Annotated in this window: 10 protein-coding genes; 7 read left to right on the top strand and 3 right to left on the bottom strand. The window is 60.3% G+C overall.

Annotation, left to right across the window (positions count from 1 at the left end; genetic code table 11):
• Positions 1–69 precede the first annotated feature (69 nt).
• The 6 genes from ACEUKI_RS06655 to ACEUKI_RS06680 all read left to right on the top strand — a co-directional run bounded on the left by ACEUKI_RS06655 (position 70) and on the right by ACEUKI_RS06680 (position 12,077).
• The gene (locus ACEUKI_RS06655; protein ID WP_115770026.1) at positions 70–732 is read left to right on the top strand and encodes a DUF4192 family protein; all 663 of its coding nucleotides are present in this window, start codon (positions 70–72) and stop codon (positions 730–732) included.
• A gap of 202 nt (positions 733–934) precedes the next feature.
• Entirely contained in the window at positions 935–2,329 is a 1,395-nt protein-coding gene (locus tag ACEUKI_RS06660) for an RNA polymerase sigma factor (protein ID WP_007054490.1), read from the top strand.
• 57 nt (positions 2,330–2,386) lie between these two features.
• Positions 2,387–4,705 carry a type IIA DNA topoisomerase subunit B gene (locus ACEUKI_RS06665; protein WP_144169483.1) on the top strand — a complete coding sequence of 773 codons (2,319 nt, stop codon included), beginning with the start codon at positions 2,387–2,389 and terminating at the stop codon, positions 4,703–4,705.
• A 360-nt stretch (positions 4,706–5,065) separates the two neighbouring features.
• A complete protein-coding gene (locus ACEUKI_RS06670) occupies positions 5,066–6,292 on the top strand; it encodes a sugar MFS transporter (RefSeq protein WP_374156631.1) in 1,227 nt (408 codons plus the stop codon).
• A 43-nt stretch (positions 6,293–6,335) separates the two neighbouring features.
• Positions 6,336–7,328, top strand: coding sequence for a ribokinase (locus ACEUKI_RS06675; RefSeq protein WP_179133380.1), 993 nt, complete (start codon positions 6,336–6,338; stop codon positions 7,326–7,328).
• Between the two features lie 15 nt (positions 7,329–7,343).
• A complete protein-coding gene (locus ACEUKI_RS06680; protein WP_374156632.1) occupies positions 7,344–12,077 on the top strand; it encodes a DEAD/DEAH box helicase in 4,734 nt (1,577 codons plus the stop codon).
• A 10-nt stretch (positions 12,078–12,087) separates the two neighbouring features.
• Here ACEUKI_RS06680 and ACEUKI_RS06685 read toward each other — a convergent pair whose 3' ends face one another.
• Together ACEUKI_RS06685 and ACEUKI_RS06690 are read right to left on the bottom strand one after the other, a co-directional pair.
• A complete protein-coding gene (locus tag ACEUKI_RS06685) occupies positions 12,088–12,876 on the bottom strand; it encodes a response regulator transcription factor (protein ID WP_080784708.1) in 789 nt (262 codons plus the stop codon).
• Positions 12,877–13,020: 144 nt separating this feature from the next.
• Positions 13,021–15,750 (bottom strand): DNA topoisomerase (ATP-hydrolyzing) subunit A, encoded by a 2,730-nt coding sequence (locus ACEUKI_RS06690; protein ID WP_080784709.1) that lies wholly within the window; start codon positions 15,748–15,750, stop codon positions 13,021–13,023.
• A gap of 250 nt (positions 15,751–16,000) precedes the next feature.
• Between ACEUKI_RS06690 and ACEUKI_RS06695 the strand changes: the two genes are divergently transcribed.
• Positions 16,001–17,269: an alkaline phosphatase family protein gene (locus ACEUKI_RS06695; protein WP_374156633.1), complete on the top strand. Its 1,269-nt coding sequence runs from the start codon at positions 16,001–16,003 to the stop codon at positions 17,267–17,269.
• Between the two features lie 9 nt (positions 17,270–17,278).
• Here ACEUKI_RS06695 and sepH read toward each other — a convergent pair whose 3' ends face one another.
• The gene (gene sepH, locus ACEUKI_RS06700) at positions 17,279–18,370 is read right to left on the bottom strand and encodes a septation protein SepH (protein WP_080784711.1); all 1,092 of its coding nucleotides are present in this window, start codon (positions 18,368–18,370) and stop codon (positions 17,279–17,281) included.
• Between the last annotated feature and the right edge of the window lie 43 nt (positions 18,371–18,413).

Here is an 18,413-nt window from a genome sequence, read left to right on the forward strand (position 1 = left end):
CGTGAGCTACTTGGCTCAGCGCGCACCACAACACCAATAGATTGCACACCATTAGTCAAGGAGGACATGATGAACAACAACACGCCACACAAGCCGCGTAAGAACCGACACGCCAAACGGCACGCCGCCGAGCAGACGGAGCCCTTTGTCTTTGACGAGTTGGAGACGAGATCACAGGAATTTCGCAATGATCGCCGACTTCGAGGCGCGCAGCAGGCTAATGCCGACTGGGTGGCCGAACCATTGGACGAATGGCTGTCTTGCCTCGATGCCGGGAACACCGACCTAGGCCGAGAGACGATGGCCGCGTTTGCGGTGGGCATGCGCGAGACCTTATCGATTCGTGATGCGCTGATTCTCTCGTTGGTTATTGATGAAAGCCGTTGCCCCAAGTCATGGCTCATGGAATTCGCGGCGCGACCACATCTGGCGCGTACGAGAACACGAATGGGCGAGCTGCTGACCTGCGCATTCGAGGATGAAGGCATGATGCCGGATAAGGAGCGTTGCCATACTGGCATCGGTATGTTGCTCGATATCGCCGAAGCCTCACCGGTGCCGTACTGCATACAGCCATTGGCCGTAATCGCCTACACCTTATGGTGGCTGGGCGATCCACGAGCAATGGTGTTCGCCTTGCGATGCCTGCTGCTCGATGAGGATTGTTCGCTGGCGGCGATGATATTCTCAGCCGCCGATCGAGGCGTGGCACCGGCATGGTGCTCGGGCTGAGTGAACAGAAACGGCGGATTTCCGAGGTTTTACGCGCGATGCGCGGAAGGAAAGCGTGTGGTGATCGGCAACACGTCGGGCAACGATGTGGGAATAATCGTCCGTGGAGGGTGGTTTACTCACATAGTTGACGATTTGCCCTTGCCAGAAGTGGGCCCATGTGGTATATGCACTTCACGGCGAGAGATCAGAAGGAGCAGTTTTGGCCACGAAGGAAACGACGGCAACCAAGCAGACAGCCGAGTCCAGCGAGGAGACCGAGACCAAGAAGAAGGCCAGCTCTACGACCACCGCGCGCAAGACTTCCGCCAAGAAGTCCAAGTCCGCAGAGCCCTCGAAAAAGACCACGCGCAAGTCCGCTGCGAAGAAAACCGCGAAGAAGGCCAAGGACGATGAGCTCGTCAAAGACGAGGACACTCAGGTCGATGACGAGCTTGATGACGATGCCGAGGTCAACGACGACGATTTGGACGTTGACGACCTCGACGAGGATCTTGACGACGTTGACGAAGACGATGCCGACGACGACGATGTGGAAGACGACGAGGACGAGGAAGAAGCCAAGTCCAAGGCACCCGAGCAGCCCAAGGAAAAGGGTGCCTACGTGGTCTCCGACACGGATGATGAGGAAGAAAACATCATCCCCTCGGGCAATCCGAAACGTCGTGTGATTGCGGCCGGCGCAACCGCCGACCCGGTCAAGGACTACCTGAAGCAGATCGGCCGCGTGAGCCTGCTGAACGCCGAGCAGGAAGTCGACCTGTCCGAGCGCATCGAGGCCGGCCTGTACGCCCAGCACCTGCTCGACACCGAAAGCGAAGGCATGGAGTTCAAGCGCAAGCGTGAACTCAAGTGGGCCGCCGCCGACGGCAAGAAGGCTAAGGACCATCTGCTGGAAGCCAACCTACGACTTGTGGTCTCGCTCGCCAAACGCTACACGGGTCGCGGCATGCTCTTCCTTGATTTGATCCAGGAAGGCAACCTTGGTCTGATTCGTGCCGTCGAGAAGTTCGACTGGAAGAAGGGCTTCAAGTTCTCCACCTACGCCACGTGGTGGATTCGTCAGGCCATCACCCGTGCCATGGCCGATCAGGCCCGCACCATTCGCGTGCCTGTGCACATGGTTGAAGTGATTAACAAGCTGTCCCGTGTACAGCGCCAGATGCTGCAGGATCTGGGGCGTGAACCTACGCCGGACGAGCTGGCCCGCGAGCTGGACATGCCGGTTGAGAAGGTGCAGGAAGTGCAGAAGTACGGCCGCGAGCCGATTTCCCTGCACACCCCGCTTGGCGAGGATGGCGATTCCGAGTTCGGTGACCTCATTGAGGATACCGACGCCATCGCTCCGTCCGACGCCGTGGCCTTCTCCCTGCTGCAGGAACAGTTCAAGCAGGTGCTGGAAACCCTGTCTCCGCGTGAGGCCGGCGTCATCAAGATGCGCTATGGCCTGGAAGACGGCCAGCCGAAGACGCTGGACGACATCGGCCGTGTGTATGGCGTGACCCGTGAACGCATCCGTCAGATCGAGTCCAAGACCATGTCCAAGCTGCGCCACCCGTCCCGTTCGCAGACCCTGCGCGACTTCCTGGATCAATGATCATCTGGCTCCCCTCTGTGAGGGGAGCCAAGCATTTGAAGAGAAAAATAGGACTGTATGCCCAAAGAAGAATACGGCGCCAAGGACCTAGCTGTTCTTGAGGGCTTGGATGCGGTACGCAAGCGTCCGGGCATGTACATCGGCACCACCGACTCGCAGGGGCTTATGCACTGCCTGTGGGAGATCATCGACAACTCCGTGGACGAGGCCTTGGCCGGCTTCTGCAACGACATTGTGGTCACCCTGCACACCGATGGTTCCGTGGAAGTCGCGGACAATGGCCGAGGCATCCCGGTGGACAAGGAACCGAAAACCGGCCTGTCCGGCGTGGAGGTCGTGCTGACCAAACTGCATGCCGGTGCCAAGTTCGGCAACTCGTCTTATAACGCCGTCGGCGGCCTGCACGGCGTGGGCTCCTCCGTGGTCAATGCCCTGAGCTCCCGACTGGACGTCGAAGTGGATCGTGACGGCAAGACGCACCACATGACCTTCCACCAAGGTCACCCTGGCGTATACACGGATGCCGACCCGGCCAATCCGTCTCCCGATTCCCCGTTCAAGCGCACTCGCAAGAACCGACCCACCGAGCTGGAAATCATCGGCAAGGTATCTCCCAAAACCACTGGTACCCGTATTCGCTACTGGTATGATCCGGAGATCTTCAACAAAACCGCCGAGTTCTCATACGAACAGCTCATCGACCGCGTGCGTCAGACCAGCTTCCTGGTGCCCGGCCTCAAAATCACCATCATCGACGAAAACGTACCGGAAACGGCGGCGGCTGACACCGTCGAGGCCACTGATGACGCAACAGTCGAACCTGCGCAAGACCAGGCACCGGCCTTGGATGTCTCGTCCGACGATGCCGAACTCCTCGACGACTCCGCCGAATCCCAGCCCGACGATGCCGAGAGCCCGGCCGAGGAGGACTTCTCGCTGACGGCCGGCGACCAGGTCGTCGATGGCGCGTTCGGCGAACAGCCCGCGCACCCGCGCGTCGTGGAATTCCTGCACACAGGCGGCGTCAAGGACTTCGTCGACTTCCTGTCCAAAGGCGAGCCGATCTCCGACATCTGGCGCATCCAAGGCGAGGGCACCTATAAGGAGGAGACCCAGGCCGTGGGCGAGGGCGGCGAACTGCACGCCCAGGAAATCGAACGCACCTGCGGCGTGGACATCGCCCTGCGATGGGTCAACGGCTATGACACCACAATCATGAGCTTCGTGAACATCGTGGAGACGCCCGGCGGCGGTACTCACGTGGACGGTTTCATGAACGCCATCACCAAGCAGATTCGCAAGGCGGTGGAAGACAACGCCCGCAAGCTCAAGGTGAACATGAAGGACTCCGCCATGAAGGTGGAGCGCGACGATATCCAAGCCGGACTCGTGGCCGTGGTCACCGCACGCGTGGCCGAACCTCAGTTCCAAGGCCAGACCAAGGACGTGCTTGGCACCGCGCAGGTCAAGCCGATCGTCACCAGGCTCACCGACAAGCAATTCGGCGAGATGATCACCGGCTCCAAGCGCGGGTACAAGGAACAATCCGGCCGCGTGCTGGAGAAGATCGTCGGCGAAATGCACGCACGCATCCAGTCGCGCAAGGCCAAGGAGGTCACGCGCCGCAAGAACGCGCTCGAATCCGCCTCGATGCCGGCCAAACTCTCCGACTGCCAGCCGGGCAATGACGACGTGGCCGAACTGTTCATCGTCGAGGGTGATTCCGCACTCGGTACCGCCAAGGCCGCCCGCAACGCTGGTTTCCAGGCACTGCTGCCGATTCGAGGCAAGATTCTGAACGTGCAGAAGGCGTCGATTACGCAGATGCTCTCCAACAAGGAATGCGCAGCCATCATCCAAGTGGTGGGCGCCGGCTCCGGCCAGAGCTTCGACATCGAACAGTCGCGCTACCGCAAGATCATCATGATGACCGATGCCGATGTGGATGGTGCTCATATCCGTATCCTGCTGCTGACGCTGTTCTACCGGTACATGCGGCCGCTTATCGAACACGGCTACGTGTATGCCGCAGTGCCGCCGCTGCACCGCATCGCGTTGACCGGCTCGCACAAGGGCGAATACATCTACACGTATTCCGATGACGAGCTGGCCGGCAAACTGGCCGACCTCGACAAGAAGCACATCGGATACAACGACGACATCCAGCGATACAAGGGTCTGGGCGAGATGGACGCCGACCAGTTGGCGGACACCACCATGGACCCGCGCACGCGTATGCTGCGCCGCATCCGCATGGAGGACGCCGCCCAGGCATCCGAGATTTTCAGCCTGCTGATGGGCGACGACGTGCCGCCGCGCAAGCAGTTCATCGTCGACAACGCTGACGATTTCGACCGCTCCAAGATCGATACCTGACCGTCCTATCTCAAGCTCCCTCTGATGAGGGGGCTGTCGGCGAAGCTGACTGGGGGGGAGGCCTCGGGTGGTAGCGGGCTACTCGTATTTCTCTCCTCTCAGTCCGTCTTTGGCGGACAGCTATTTCGTCAGAGGGTGCTGCGGTATATCATCAGGATTTCATCGAGTGCACCGCCACCGATTATCTCAAGGACAACTACGACATCATCGGCTTTGACCCGCGCGGCGTAGCCGATTCCACGCCGGTGTACTGCGGGCAAGACTCCAAACTGTGATGTTTGCGTGTTGCTGAAGCGCTATTCGATAGACTGATGACATCGTTATCACAACCGGTGCCGCACTGTGAATGGGAGATGGAACATGGCCAGTCTGTTGCTTGCCGTCATCTATGTGGCGTTTATCAGTCTGGGATTGCCGGATTCGCTACTCGGGTCCGCATGGCCCACCATGAGCCAGGATCTGAACGTGCCGGTGGCGTGGGCCGGCGGCATCTCCGCGGTGATTTCCATGTTCACGATCGTCTCGGCGCTGCTTTCGAACCGAATGACATTGAAATTCGGGGCAGGCAAGGTCACCGCCGTTTCGGTGGCGTTGACTGCGGCGGCCTTGGCCGGTTTCTCCGTTGCCCCGAATTACTGGGTGCTGTTGGCCATCGCCATACCATACGGCCTTGGCGCGGGCGGAGTGGATGCGGCGCTCAATAACTACGTAGCCATTCACTACGAAAGCCGGCATATGAGTTGGCTGCACTGCATGTGGGGCGTCGGCGCATCGGTCGGCCCCTACATCATGGGCTATGCGCTCTCTCAAGGTCAAGGCTGGCCGTGGGGCTATCGGTACATCGCGATCCTGCAGGTGATGCTGACCGTCATCCTGGTGCTGAGCCTGCCACTGTGGAAGAAACGTGGCGCAACTGCGGTCGGCGAATCGACCGATGGCACCGTATCATCTGACGGCAATGCCGAGAGATTTGGCACTGCTGAAGGGGTGTCTGTTGCTGAACGCAAACCGCTCGGCGTGGCCGGCGTGCTCGCCATTCGCGGTGCCAAGGAAATCCTCGTGATGTTCTTCTGCTACTGCGCCGTCGAATCCACGGCGGGTCTGTGGGCCTCCAGCTATATGGTGATGCACAGCGGCATCGACAAGATCACCGCCGCCAGCTGGGCCAGCCTATTCTACGTAGGTATCACCGTGGGCCGTGCGCTTTCCGGCTTCCTGACCATGCGATTCAAGGATCCGGTCATGATTCGCCTCGGCCAAATGCTGGTGTTCGCCGGCATCCTCACCATGTTCGTGCCATTGCCTCACCACCTTGGCGTGGTCGTTGGGCTGGTGGTCATCGGCTTCGGGTGCGCGCCGATTTATCCGTGCGTCATCCACTCGACGCCGGCCTACTTCGGCGAAGACAAATCGCAGGCCATCGTCGGCGTGCAGATGGCCTGCGCCTATGTGGGCTCACTGCTCATGCCGCCACTGTTCGGCATCATCGCGCAATATGTGACAATCAGTCTCTACCCGGGGTATTTGCTGGTGCTCTTGGTGCTGATGGTGGTCATGCACGAGCGTCTTCGCAAGTTGCGCGGCTGATCATATGCGCATTTGGGCCCGCCGCCTACTATGCTCGGAGCCCATGGTGATAAGTGAAGAAGAACATGAACAGATGCCCGAGCCCGTACGGGAACGATTGGAAGCGCTGAAGGATGCGCCGGGCTCGGTAATCGTGGTCGGCTCGATGAACGCCGATTACACCGTAACCACTAAACGACTACCCAAGCCAGGTGAAACCGTCAATGGTGGTGCCATGAAAGTGCTGCCGGGCGGCAAGGGCGCGAATCAGGCGTCTGCCGCCGCTCGTCTCGGTGTCAATGTCCAGTTGCTGGGTGCGGTGGGCGAGGACTCCAACGCGGACTTCCTATTAAGCAAGCTGGATGAGGCCGGCGTCGACACCGCCGATATCCTGCATGTCGAAGGCCCCAGCGGCACCACGGTAATCACCGTGAGCGCTGAGGGCGAGAACACCATCGTCTATTCGCCGGGTTCCAATGCCAAGGCAAGTGCCGGCTATGTGCAATCACATCGCACGACCATCGCCGAATGCGCGGTATTGGGCCTGTGTTTGGAGAGCCCGATTTCCACCGTTATCGCCGCCGCGCAGACCGCGCATGACGCTGGCGTGACCGTGCTGCTCAACGACTCGCCATTTATGGACGAGCTGCCTCACGAACTGGTGGAAGCCACGGATATTCTGCTGGTCAACCAGCATGAAGTGGCTCAACTGCTGGGTCTGCCGGATGGTGACGTGGAATCACTCGACTGGTATGAGGTCGCCGAACGATTCACCGATTACGGATTCGACCGGGCGATAGTGACGCTTGGTGCGTCGGGATCGGTGGTGATCGAGAACGGACGTTGGCATCGCGTATCCGCCGCGCAAGTCAATGCAGTGGACACCACCGGTTGCGGCGACTCGTTCATGGGGACCGTGCTGGCTGGCTTGGCCGCCGGTCATACGCTGCTGCAATCCGCGCAAATCGGCTCCTACGTCTCCGCTTATGCGGCCACCGAGCTCGGTGCCCAAAGTGCCTACGGTACCGCCGAAGAAGTCATCGCCTACTTCAGCTGACCTATAATCGTACATATGTACGAAAGCCTGAGCCTGTTTTCCGAACCCACCAAGGTGTGGTTCGAGCATGCCTTCGGTCAGCCGACCGAGGCACAGGCTCAGGCATGGCCGGCAATCCATTCCGGTCGCAATGTCTTGGTCATCGCCCCTACCGGTTCCGGCAAAACATTGGCTGCGTTTCTCTCAGCCATCGACCGATTGATGACCGTGCCACGCACGCGGCGTGCCGGTGTGCGTGTGCTGTATATCTCGCCGTTAAAGGCGCTCGCGGCCGATGTGGCCAAGAACCTAGAACAGCCTTTGGAGGGCATTGCCGCACAGTGCGAGGCGCAAGGGCTGCCCGTGCCGAAGATCGCGGTCGCCACTCGTTCAGGCGACACCACCGCACAGGAGCGGCGGCGCATAGCCTCCCATCCACCGGATATCCTCGTTACCACGCCAGAATCGTTGTATTTGTTGCTCACTTCGAAGGCAGGGCGGATTCTCGGCACTGTCGATACGGTGATCGTCGATGAGATTCATGCAGTGGCGGGCACCAAGCGCGGCGCACATTTGGCGGTAAGTCTGGAACGGCTGGAGAACCTTGTCGCAGAATCGCGCAAGCGAGATGCAATCGATGCAGATGCTGATGAGGGCGGTGATGCCGCCGTTGATGCTGGCCGCGGCGATCGTCATATGCAGCGCATTGGTCTATCCGCTACGGTGAATCCGCCTGAAAAGGCGGCGCGATTCCTGGGCGGCGGGCAACCGGTTGCCATCGTGAATCCCGGTGGGCGGCCTGCAATGGATTTGCGCATGATTGAGCCGTTGGAAAACATGCGTGATTTGCAGTCCGTGAATGCCAAGCAGCGTGTCGGTGGCGTGGATGCTGAACGGTCCGCTCCGCATATCAGTGGTGTCACGCCGGCCATGCAGCGACTTGCTGAACGCAGGGGCATTGTGCCGGTGGATGATAGAGATGTTTCTTCCACTTCTGGGGACGATTCTGATGCGAATGATGCGTTCGATTCCTCCGCGTTGGTTGGAGCGGCGGGCGACCGTACTTCCGGTTCCATTTGGCCGGTGGTGGAACGCAGCATTTTGGATGAGATTCTCGCGCACCACACCACATTGGTGTTCGTTAATTCGCGTGGTGTGGCTGAGAAACTTACTGCGCGCTTGAACGATCTGTATGCGCAGACCCGGCATGGCACCAATCCCGACACTGTGCGGGATCCGGGCTCTCCGGAAGGCCGCGAAGGGTTCTCCACACATTACGATGCTGTGGTCGGCTCCACCACCATGCTTGTCGGCTCACATGAGGGCGATGATGTCATCGCCATGGCTCATCATGGGTCGGTTTCCAAAGATCGACGCAAAATGATTGAGGAACGGCTTAAACGTGGTGAATTGCGCTGCGTGGTGGCCACCTCCAGTTTGGAGCTCGGCATTGATATGGGCTCGGTCGACTTGGTGATTCAAGTCGATACGCCGTTGTCGGTCTCCTCCGGATTGCAGCGTGTAGGCCGTGCCGATCATCAGGTCGGTGGCGTCTCTCACGCATTGTTCTACCCGCTCACCCGTCAGCAGATTGTCACTGGGGCCGCAAGTCTGGAAGCCATGATTGCCGGCGATATAGAACCATTGGCCGTGCCGCGCAATCCGCTCGATATTCTTGCCCAGCAGACCGTGGCCGCTGCCGCGATGCACGATTTGAACGCTGATGACTGGTATGCCACGGTGCGCCGTGCTGCGCCGTTTGCCGAACTGCCACGTGACATGTTCGATGCGGTAATCGGCATGATGTCCGGCGAATACAACAGCGAGGAATTCTCGGCCTTCCGGCCGCGACTGGTATGGAATCGGGATAATGGCCTGATCTCCGCCCGTCCCGGTTCGCAGAAAGTGGCCGTTACCTCTGGCGGTACGATTCCCGATCGAGGGCTGTACACCGTGGTCCTGCCTGAGGCGGACGCCGGCAAAGGACAGCGTCGCGTCGGCGAGTTGGATGAGGAGATGGTCTACGAATCGCGCGTGGGCGATGTCATTACGCTCGGCACCTCCACATGGCAGATTCAGGAAATCACCCGTGATCGTGTGGTCGTGACTCCGGCTCCGGGCCGCACCGCCCGTCTGCCGTTCTGGCACGGTGAAGGCGCTGGCCGTGACTACGGTTTCAGCCGTACCATAGCCCGCTTCACCCGAGAAATCGTCGCAGGATTAGACGTGAAGCGGGCTGGGGGGAGGTCTGCCGCAGAAGGTCCAGCCGTCCCAACCTTCATCCCGACAATCCTCACTCGCCTCCACCGAGACGGCCTAGACCCCAATGCCATCACCAACTTGGCCCGCCTACTCTCCGAGCAACAAGCCGCCACTGGTGCAGTCCCCAGCGACCAAACCCTTATCGTGGAGCGCACACGCGATGAAGACGGCGGATGGCGCATCGTGCTGTTAAGCCCCTTCGGCCGCCGCGTTCACGAACCGTGGTCCATGGCCATCAGCCGTAGACTGCGCCAACGATACGGTTTCGATGGGCAGGTATATGCCGCCGATGACGGTATCGTCATTCAGCTACCGGACGGTGACGGACATATTCCTGCTCAAGACCTGTTCCTTTTCGACCCAGAAGACCTCAAAGCAGATGTAGAACGTCAAGTGGGCGAGTCCGTGCTATTCGCCGCACGATTCCGCGAATGCGCCGCCCGATCACTGTTCATGCCGCGATCCGCCCCGGGCCGTCGCGTGCCCCTATGGCAGCAGCGACTGCGCGCCGCACAGCTCCTGCAATCCGCACGCATGGCCAAGAACTTTCCGCTGCTGCTGGAAACCGCGCGCGAATGTTTGCAAGACGTATACGACATGCTCGCCCTGAACGAGGTGATGACCGGATTGCAAGCCGGCACCATTACCGTGAAGGACGTGGAAACCGAGTCGCCATCGCCTTTCGCCGAGAACATTCTCTTTGGCTTCGTCGGCGTGGTGATGTACCAGTATGACCAACCTCAGGCCGAGCGTAGCGTGCAACTGCTGTCTCTCGATCCGCACGTGCTCGGACGCTTGCTCGGCACCACCGATATGGCACAAGTGCTTAACCCGGACGTGATTCGCGAAGTCGAACAGGAACTGGGGGAGCGCACTTTCTGGAATGAGCTTGCCGACGATGATGTGACTGGTCGCGTGACCCGTTACGCCAAAACCCATGGTCCTTTCACCGCCGATCAGCTCATAGCCGCTCTACACCTCGATGCTACGGATGCCGTGCATACTCTGGATGTGCTGGCTGCCAAAGGCGAGTTGCTGCAAGGCCACTTTGTAGATGATGACGAGCAAGGCCAACAGTGGCTCCATAAGGACGTATTCTGCCGTATTCGGTCTCGCTCATTGGCTAAGGCGCGTAAAGCAGTCAAGCCAGTAGAACCAGAGGCGTTCCAGATGTTTCTTATCGACCGGCAAGGTATCGGGCCGGTCGGCGGCGAACGATATGAAGGTGCTGACGGGCTCATGCGCGTTATCGAGCAGCTGGAGGGCATATCACTGCCCATTGCACTCTGGGAGTCGGCAGTATTCCCCGCACGAGTACGAGACTACCAACCTGCATTGCTGGATGAGTTGCTGACCAGCGGTGATGTGGTCTGGGTCGGCTCAAAAACCGGGGGAACCAGTGCGATGGACCCCGGTGAGGTTGCTTTCTATCCGGCGGATTCAATATTGCTCAGCGGTGTGGAACATGGTACGACATCGAACGCCTCAGACGCCACCATGCCGGAAGCGATTCTGACCGCACTGGACTCAGGGGGAGCGTTCCATGCCCGTCAACTGGTGGATGACGCCAAACGTGTGTGGAATGAGACCGCGGAGCCGGACATCAATCCAAACACCGGCGAAATCATTCCGCAAGAGTGGAGCGAACAGCAGTTCAAGGATGCCTTGTGGAGCTTGGTCTGGCAAGGTAAGGTCACCAATTCCAGCTTCGCGCCGGTGCGTGCATTAACCGCAGGCGCAGCAAGCCCGCGTAAATCCGCTACATCACGTCGTCGTGGGCGTGTCGCTCCGATTCGCCGAGCCACTACGGATATGACGTTAGGAGGTTTGTGGTCTGCCGTAATCGGGCAAGCTGAAGCCGAAGACACTGACCAGACCGAACGGGCACTCGCACTGGTCGAGACGTTGCTGGACAGGTATGGCGTCATCGCGCAGCCGGTGATTGACAAGGAAAATATCCCGGGTGGCTACTCAGCGTTGTATCCGGTATTGAAGCGTATGGAGGAGCATGGTTGGCTGGTACGAGGCATGTTCGTCCGTGGTTTCGGTGCGGCCCAATTTGCCGAGCGCGACACCGTGGATGCGTTGCGTCATCCGTCAGAGCATCGCGGCCAGTCCGTGGTGGCATTGAGTGTGCTCGACCCCGCAAATCTCAGTGGCTCCGCCATCGCGTGGCCGGACGCGCCTGCCGGTGCGGGTAAACCGGCACGCCGTATCGGAGCCACGGTCGTGCTCAATGCGCAAGGTGCGCTACTATACGCGGCCGCCAAAGCCAAGCACCTGACAGCGTTCGATCAATCGGTCGGCCATGAAGCCGCTGCCAATGATTCCGACGAACAAATGCGCAAGGCCGCCACAGAACTGGCCTACGCCCTCAAACGCAATGGCACCGGCTCCGTGACATTCAGCGACATCAATGGCGAACCCCTCAACGCGCGTCACCCCTTCGCCCGCATCCTCCACCAGTCCGGCTTCACCCCCGTTCCCCGAGGCATGCGGCTGTACTGATTGAGCCCAGCTATCGAATGCGGTAGTTGGAGCCGCGTTGGGTCATGATGAGGCCGGCGCGGGTGAGCTTCTTATCCAGTGTGTAGAGGGCGTTCTTGAGTAAGCCCTGTTGCTCGAAGAATGGGCCGCCGACAAGTTTGACCAACTCGCTGGTGTTGACGAACTGGCCGTTAGCCTTGACCAGCGCTTCAAGCAAGCTGTATTCCAGACGGGACAGTGAGATTGCGCTGTGAGTGGATGCGTAGTAGGCCTTGTGATTCGTGGTGTCCAACGTGAGATTGCCACGAATGATCATGGCGGGGGAGTCGGTGGCAAGCGAGCCGACATATGAGAGCAGTTCGCCATCGGAGAATGGTTTGCTCAGCGCGGCATCTGGGCGTCGTACGTTAGCTTGTGCGCTAGCGGCGGCATTGTCCGAGCGTTGTTCGGCTTCGGCATCTGAGTTGTTTGCGCGTGAATTCGCGCTGAAGGAGCTGTAGGGCGTCTCTTCGATAGGGGCGTACTCGTCAGGCAGCGCTCGCCAGCGGCTGCCTTCACCAATGGTTTTGCTGAGTGGCGTCGAAGTCAGCAGCAGAATCTTGACGGAGGCACGGGCATTGCGTAGGGATTCGATGAGCTGCTCGGTGGAAATGCCGAGCAGGGATTCATCAAGAATCACTGCGTCAAATGACTCCTTGGCGACAGCGGCGAGCGCGATACTACCGGTGCTTGCCAAAGACACCTCATGACGACCGGCAAGCAGGGCACCACGAATGGCGTGGGCCAACGGTTCATTGGATACGGCAACCAGTAGTCTCATCGCCACCTCCTTAATGCTTAGTGTAGGCCGGGTTTAGGGTCTCTTCTCTATTGTTTGGCTCACTATCGTTCGCTCCTCGCCTACAAACACCCCACTGGGGTGTTTGCTTTACGGCTCGGCCCATCAGAGGGAGCTTAATTGAGGTTACGCAATGAAGGCGATGGGGGAGGCGAGGTCCACTCCGGAACCGTCTCGGCGCATATCGGGCTTGGGAAGCTCGACCGGAGAGCCTGCGGATGTGGAGGCGTGCAACGGGTAGAGACCCACCCAGGCAAGAATCAGCGTGTTCTGGCCCTTCAGGAAGCGCTGGGAACGCACGCCGCCGGTAGCGCGACCCTTGGTGGGGTACATTTCCAGCGGAGTGACCTTCGCCGCGCCGTTTTCGGTGCCGGGTAGTGCATCGGAATCGCCGGCCACGGTGAGCACCACTGCACCGGATCCGGAAGTCAAGCCGTTCTCGCCCTCTTCATAGGTCCATGCCACCTTGCCGGCGGGAACCACGTTGAAGGCCGCCACACGGGCGCCCTCGGCCAGCTTGATGCCGGCCATACCGCCCGCAGTACGACCCTGCGGGCGCACGTTCTTCGCCTCAAAGGTCAGTAGCGAGGAATCGGAGGAGATGAACACCAGACGGTCGTCATCTTCGGCCACGGCGGCGAATACCACTTCGTCGCCATCTTTCAGATCAACGACGGGCCAGGAATCCATGGTGGTGGGTGCCTCACGATTCCAACGCTTGATGACACCGTTACGGGTACCGATAGCCAGCGACGGCAACGGCTTGGCCTCGGCGGCCCCGCCATCCTCGCTCTCGTCCTTGGCACTGGTCTTGCCGGACGTCGGCTGCTCCATGGCAATCGCCGTAATCACACGCTCACCGCGAATCGGATCGGTGGATTCGGTCATGCCGATCAGTTCGTCGGCCTGAACTCCTCCCTTCAGCGACAATGTGGCGGCAGCGGGCAAGGCAGGCAAATCAACCACATGCGCGAGCACCAGGCGGCCGGCCGACGTGACCAGCCCATACGTAGCGCGCGTGGAAGTCTCGAAGATTGTGGTGATCTGATCGTCTCTCAAACGCTCATCGGAAGTGGATCGTGCATTGAACACGTCCATCGCGCTTGGCGTGGTACGGGCAATCAAACCGGTAGCGCTCATCATCACCACGCACGGCTCGTCCTCGATCTTCAAGGCTCCGGTCAGCGCGGACTGTTCGCCGGTCTTCTTGGCTGCGGCTGCGGCTGCGGCCACATCGGCTTCGGCGGAGGAGATCGTAGTGGCGGCCTTCACCGCTTCGAGCGCGGACTTGGACACGCCCGAAGCCCCGGCACCCTGCGCCACGACCGGCGTCAACGTGCCATCCGGGTCGGCATCCAGCAGTACGGTACGGCGCGGCGAGCCCCACTTGGCGACCGCTTCGTCCATCTCGTCGGTGACCACCTGGTCGAGCGCCTCGGCGGAGGCCAGGATCCGGGTCAGCTCCTCGATACGCTTCTTCAGATCATCGCGTTCGGTCTCAAGCTCGATACGGTTCATCTTGGTCAGTCGGCGCAGACGCAGGTCGAGGATGTACTGAGCCTGGACCTCGTCCAAATCGAAAACGACCATCAAACGGCTCTTCGCGGCATCCGCATCATCCGAGGTGCGGATTACCTGAATCACCTCGTCGATGTCCAGCATGGCCAGCAGCAGGCCCTCGACCAGGTGCAGGCGCTCCAGCGCCTTCTTCTTGCGATATTCACTGCGGCGGCGAATCACCACACGGCGGTGGTCCACCCACACCTGAAGCATCTCCTTCAGACCCATCGTGTGCGGGCGGCCCTCCACCAACGCCACGTTGTTCATGGCGAAGTTGTCTTGCAACGGTGTGTGCTTGAACAACTGCACCAGAACCGCATGCGGGTCGAAACCAGTCTTGATCTCGATGACGATACGCGTGCCGTTATGACGATCGGTCAGATCGAACGCGCCGGAAATCCCCTCCAGCTTGCGGTTCTTTACACCGTCGGAAATACGTTCGATTACCTTCTCCGGGCCCACCATGTACGGCAGCTCGGTGACCACGATGGCCTGCTTGCGGGCCGTGACATGTTCGATATGCGTGGCGGCGCGCGTGGTGAGCGTACCACGGCCAGTGGCATAGGCCTCACGGATGCCGTCGCGGCCGATGATCGTGCCGCCGGTGGGCCAGTCGGGGCCGGGCACGTAACGCATCAGCTGTTCCAGGGTGGCGTCCGAATGCGCCATGAGGAACTTGGCGGCGTTTACCACCTCGCCCAGATTGTGGGTGGCCAGGTTCGTGGCCATGCCCACGGCGATGCCCGAGCCGCCGTTGACCAGCAGATTCGGGATGGCGGCCGGCAGCACGGTCGGTTCCTTGAGCTTGTTGTCATAGTTCGGCGTGAAGTCGACGGTGTTCTCATCGATATCCGCGTTCATGCCGAGAGCGGCCGGGCCAAGCCTGGCCTCGGTGTAACGGGAGGCCGCAGGGCCGTCATCCAGCGAGCCGAAGTTGCCGTGGCCGTCTACCAGCGGCAGACGCATCGCGAACGGCTGTGCCAAACGCACCATGGCCTCGTAGATCGCGGAATCACCGTGCGGGTGGAGCTTGCCCATCACCTCGCCCACCACGCGGGCGGACTTCATATACGGGCGGTCGGGAGTCAGGTTCATCTCGCCCATCTGGTAGACGATGCGGCGCTGCACCGGCTTCAAGCCATCGCGCGCATCGGGCAGTGCGCGTGCGTAAATCACCGAATACGCATACTCGAGGAAGGACTTGCTCATCTCCTCGTTCAGCGGCGTCTCGACGATATGCTCCTTGACCGTGCGCGGATCGTAGGTTTGCGCGGACGGTTTGCGGTGTGATGCCATGAAACTCCCTTTCGAACGCCCCCATATTAGCGGGAGGGCGCGAAACAGTGCGCAGAGAACGGTTCTCGATAACAACTGTGCGCTGGTTTCGGTGCGCCAATCGCACATGTTTGCCGATAAAACGGCGTGATTCCAGTGTTTCAGTCGATGTGCGTTTGTTTGATTATGTGCGTTGGAGCGCACAGTTGTTATCGAGAACCGTTCTCTGCGCACTGAGCCAAGGGGAGGGGTGCTACTTGAATGGGCAACTATGAGTGTTGAGACGCCGGATATGGACGAGTTGCTGCGGCTGGTGCCCACTGTGGGCTATGGGGATGACGCCCCGGCCGATCGGCGTGGGGGAGCACTGCACCTGTCCGCCGTGCTGCCCGCCTTGTCCGCCGCCATCGGACATCCGACCCCCACCAAGGTCCACGCCGATCCCAAGGCCTGCCAGCGCGCGTTGGGGCTGCCCGATGCCGAATCGGCCATCGTGGTGCTCGTGGACGGCCTGGGCTACTGGAACCTCGCCATGCGCCTCGGCCACGCGCCCTATCTGCGTTCGCTGATGAACGAAAGCGCCAATCAGCGTCCCATCGCTACTTGTGCTCCAAGCACCACTGTGGCGGCCACGGCCGCATTCGGTACCGGAACCTGCCCGGGACTGACCGCAATGGCGGGCTATACGCAGCTCGAACCCGCCAGCCATAAGCTCATCCAACTCATCCAGTTCAAAGACGCGCTGGCACCCAAACCAGCCAATCCGCACATTCCTGTGCCGCCCATGGTCGATCCGCTCGACCAGCAGCGCGAGGAGACGGTGTTCGAGAAACTTGCGGCTCAAGAGGTGCGCGCCACGAGCTCGGGGTTGCCCAAGTTCTCCAAATCGCCATTGACCGAAGCCGCATTGCGAGGCACCGACTATCAAGGCAATGTCACCCCACGCGATCGTGTGCTGGCCGCCGCGCGCGCCTCCCGCACCCCCGGCCTGACCTACCTGTACATCCGTGACGCCGACAAAGTCGGCCACAATTACGGGTGGGATTCCGAACACTGGGTGGCCGCATTCGAACATATCGACGCCCAGCTCGCGCTCCTGAAACGCAGCGCACCCAAAGGCACGCTGATCGTCATCGTAGCCGACCACGGCATGGTGCAAACCGACATGGACCAGCGGATTGACATCGCCGTTGAACCGCAGCTCACCCGAGGCGTGTCACTGGTCGGGGGAGAGCCGCGCTCGCTGATGCTGTATGCCGAGCCGGATGAACGACCTGAGGATATAGCTTGCCGGTGGCGCGATTATCTGCAAGACCGAGCCTTGGTGCGTACCAAGGATGAGGCCATCGCGGACGGATTGTTTGGACCGGTCTGCGAGCGAGTCCGGCCAATGCTCGGCGATGTGGTCGTGCAGGCAGCGGGAGCCGTGACCCTCGTCGATTCGCGTACCCAAGGAGACAAAGCCACCCACCTGCCGAGCGTGCATGGCTCCCAAACGGCATTGGAAATGGATATTCCCTGCCTGATCGATATGGCCTGATTCGGGAATTCAGTCTCCGAACAGAATCTCGTCCCAGCTTGGTACGGCCGAACGTCCTGATTTACGCTTGGCCGGTTTGGCTGGTGCCTCATGTTCGGTGGCGGCGGATTCGGCCGCCCGCTCCTGCTCGGTGGCTACCAGCTGTGCATTGGAGCCACGCCGTATGGTCTTGTCCGAAACATTGTCAGAGCCCTGCTCTGGTGCCGTGGCAGGCGATTGCTGTAATCCTGCGGCAGATGGCGAAACAGATCCGGCGGTCTGCGAAGAGACCGGGCTGGGGGCCGTAGTGCCATGAGCCTGGGTCGTGGCCGGTGAGATGGACGTGGATAGGTCCACCGGAGGCATGGAACCTGTGGAAGTGACAGAGGACCGGATTGCGGCAGGCCGCGCGGCCGGAATCGAAGGCGTAGGCGCCGCCCAAGCAGACACGGCGCGCTCGATACGCGCGGAGCGTACGGAGTCGCCGGGCAGTTCAGGAATCGTCGGCTTGAGTTTGGAATCCGTGGCTGATTCCGGATTCTGTTCGCCGAGCAGTTTTCGAGCGGCATTGTTCAGGCTCATCACGGAATTGTCATGCATATTCCACGTCCATTCGGCATGGATCTCACGGCCCGCGGAAGTGAATATCGCCACGATGCGCCAAGGCTCAAGTCCACGTCGGGTGGATTTCCAGGTCACTGATTCCATGCCGATTCCCGCAGAGGCCAGCGTGCGTTCCACCAGTTCGCTGATGGTGCGCACCCTGCTGTCTTTGGGTGCCGCCACGGCAAGGAACTGTTCGATGGCATACTGTTTCTCGGTCTCCACAGCCATGGAGAAACGACGTACCAGCATTTCGCTCAGATGATATTTCTCCGCGACACGGGCCGGATCGGCGCCGGCACGAATCAGCGACTGTATCTGGGAAATCGGCAAAGTGGACTGCTGATGCGGCTGGGGAGCCTGTCGCATCTCGCTTCTGACCTGCTTGGCCTCAAGAATCGCCCGTTCGAGCGTGTCGTCCACGCTCACAGCCATTTCCCTGCCGCCAAGGGAGAATACGAGGTCCCCCGTCTTGCTCACGCGCACGAAACGGGCTTTTTCAAGCCGATCATCTGGCATATTCGCACCACTTTCCGTCGCAAAGACATTACTTCTTTTAAGT

Source organism: Bifidobacterium sp. 2450 (genome assembly GCF_041900695.1).
GTDB lineage: Bacteria > Actinomycetota > Actinomycetes > Actinomycetales > Bifidobacteriaceae > Bifidobacterium > Bifidobacterium longum.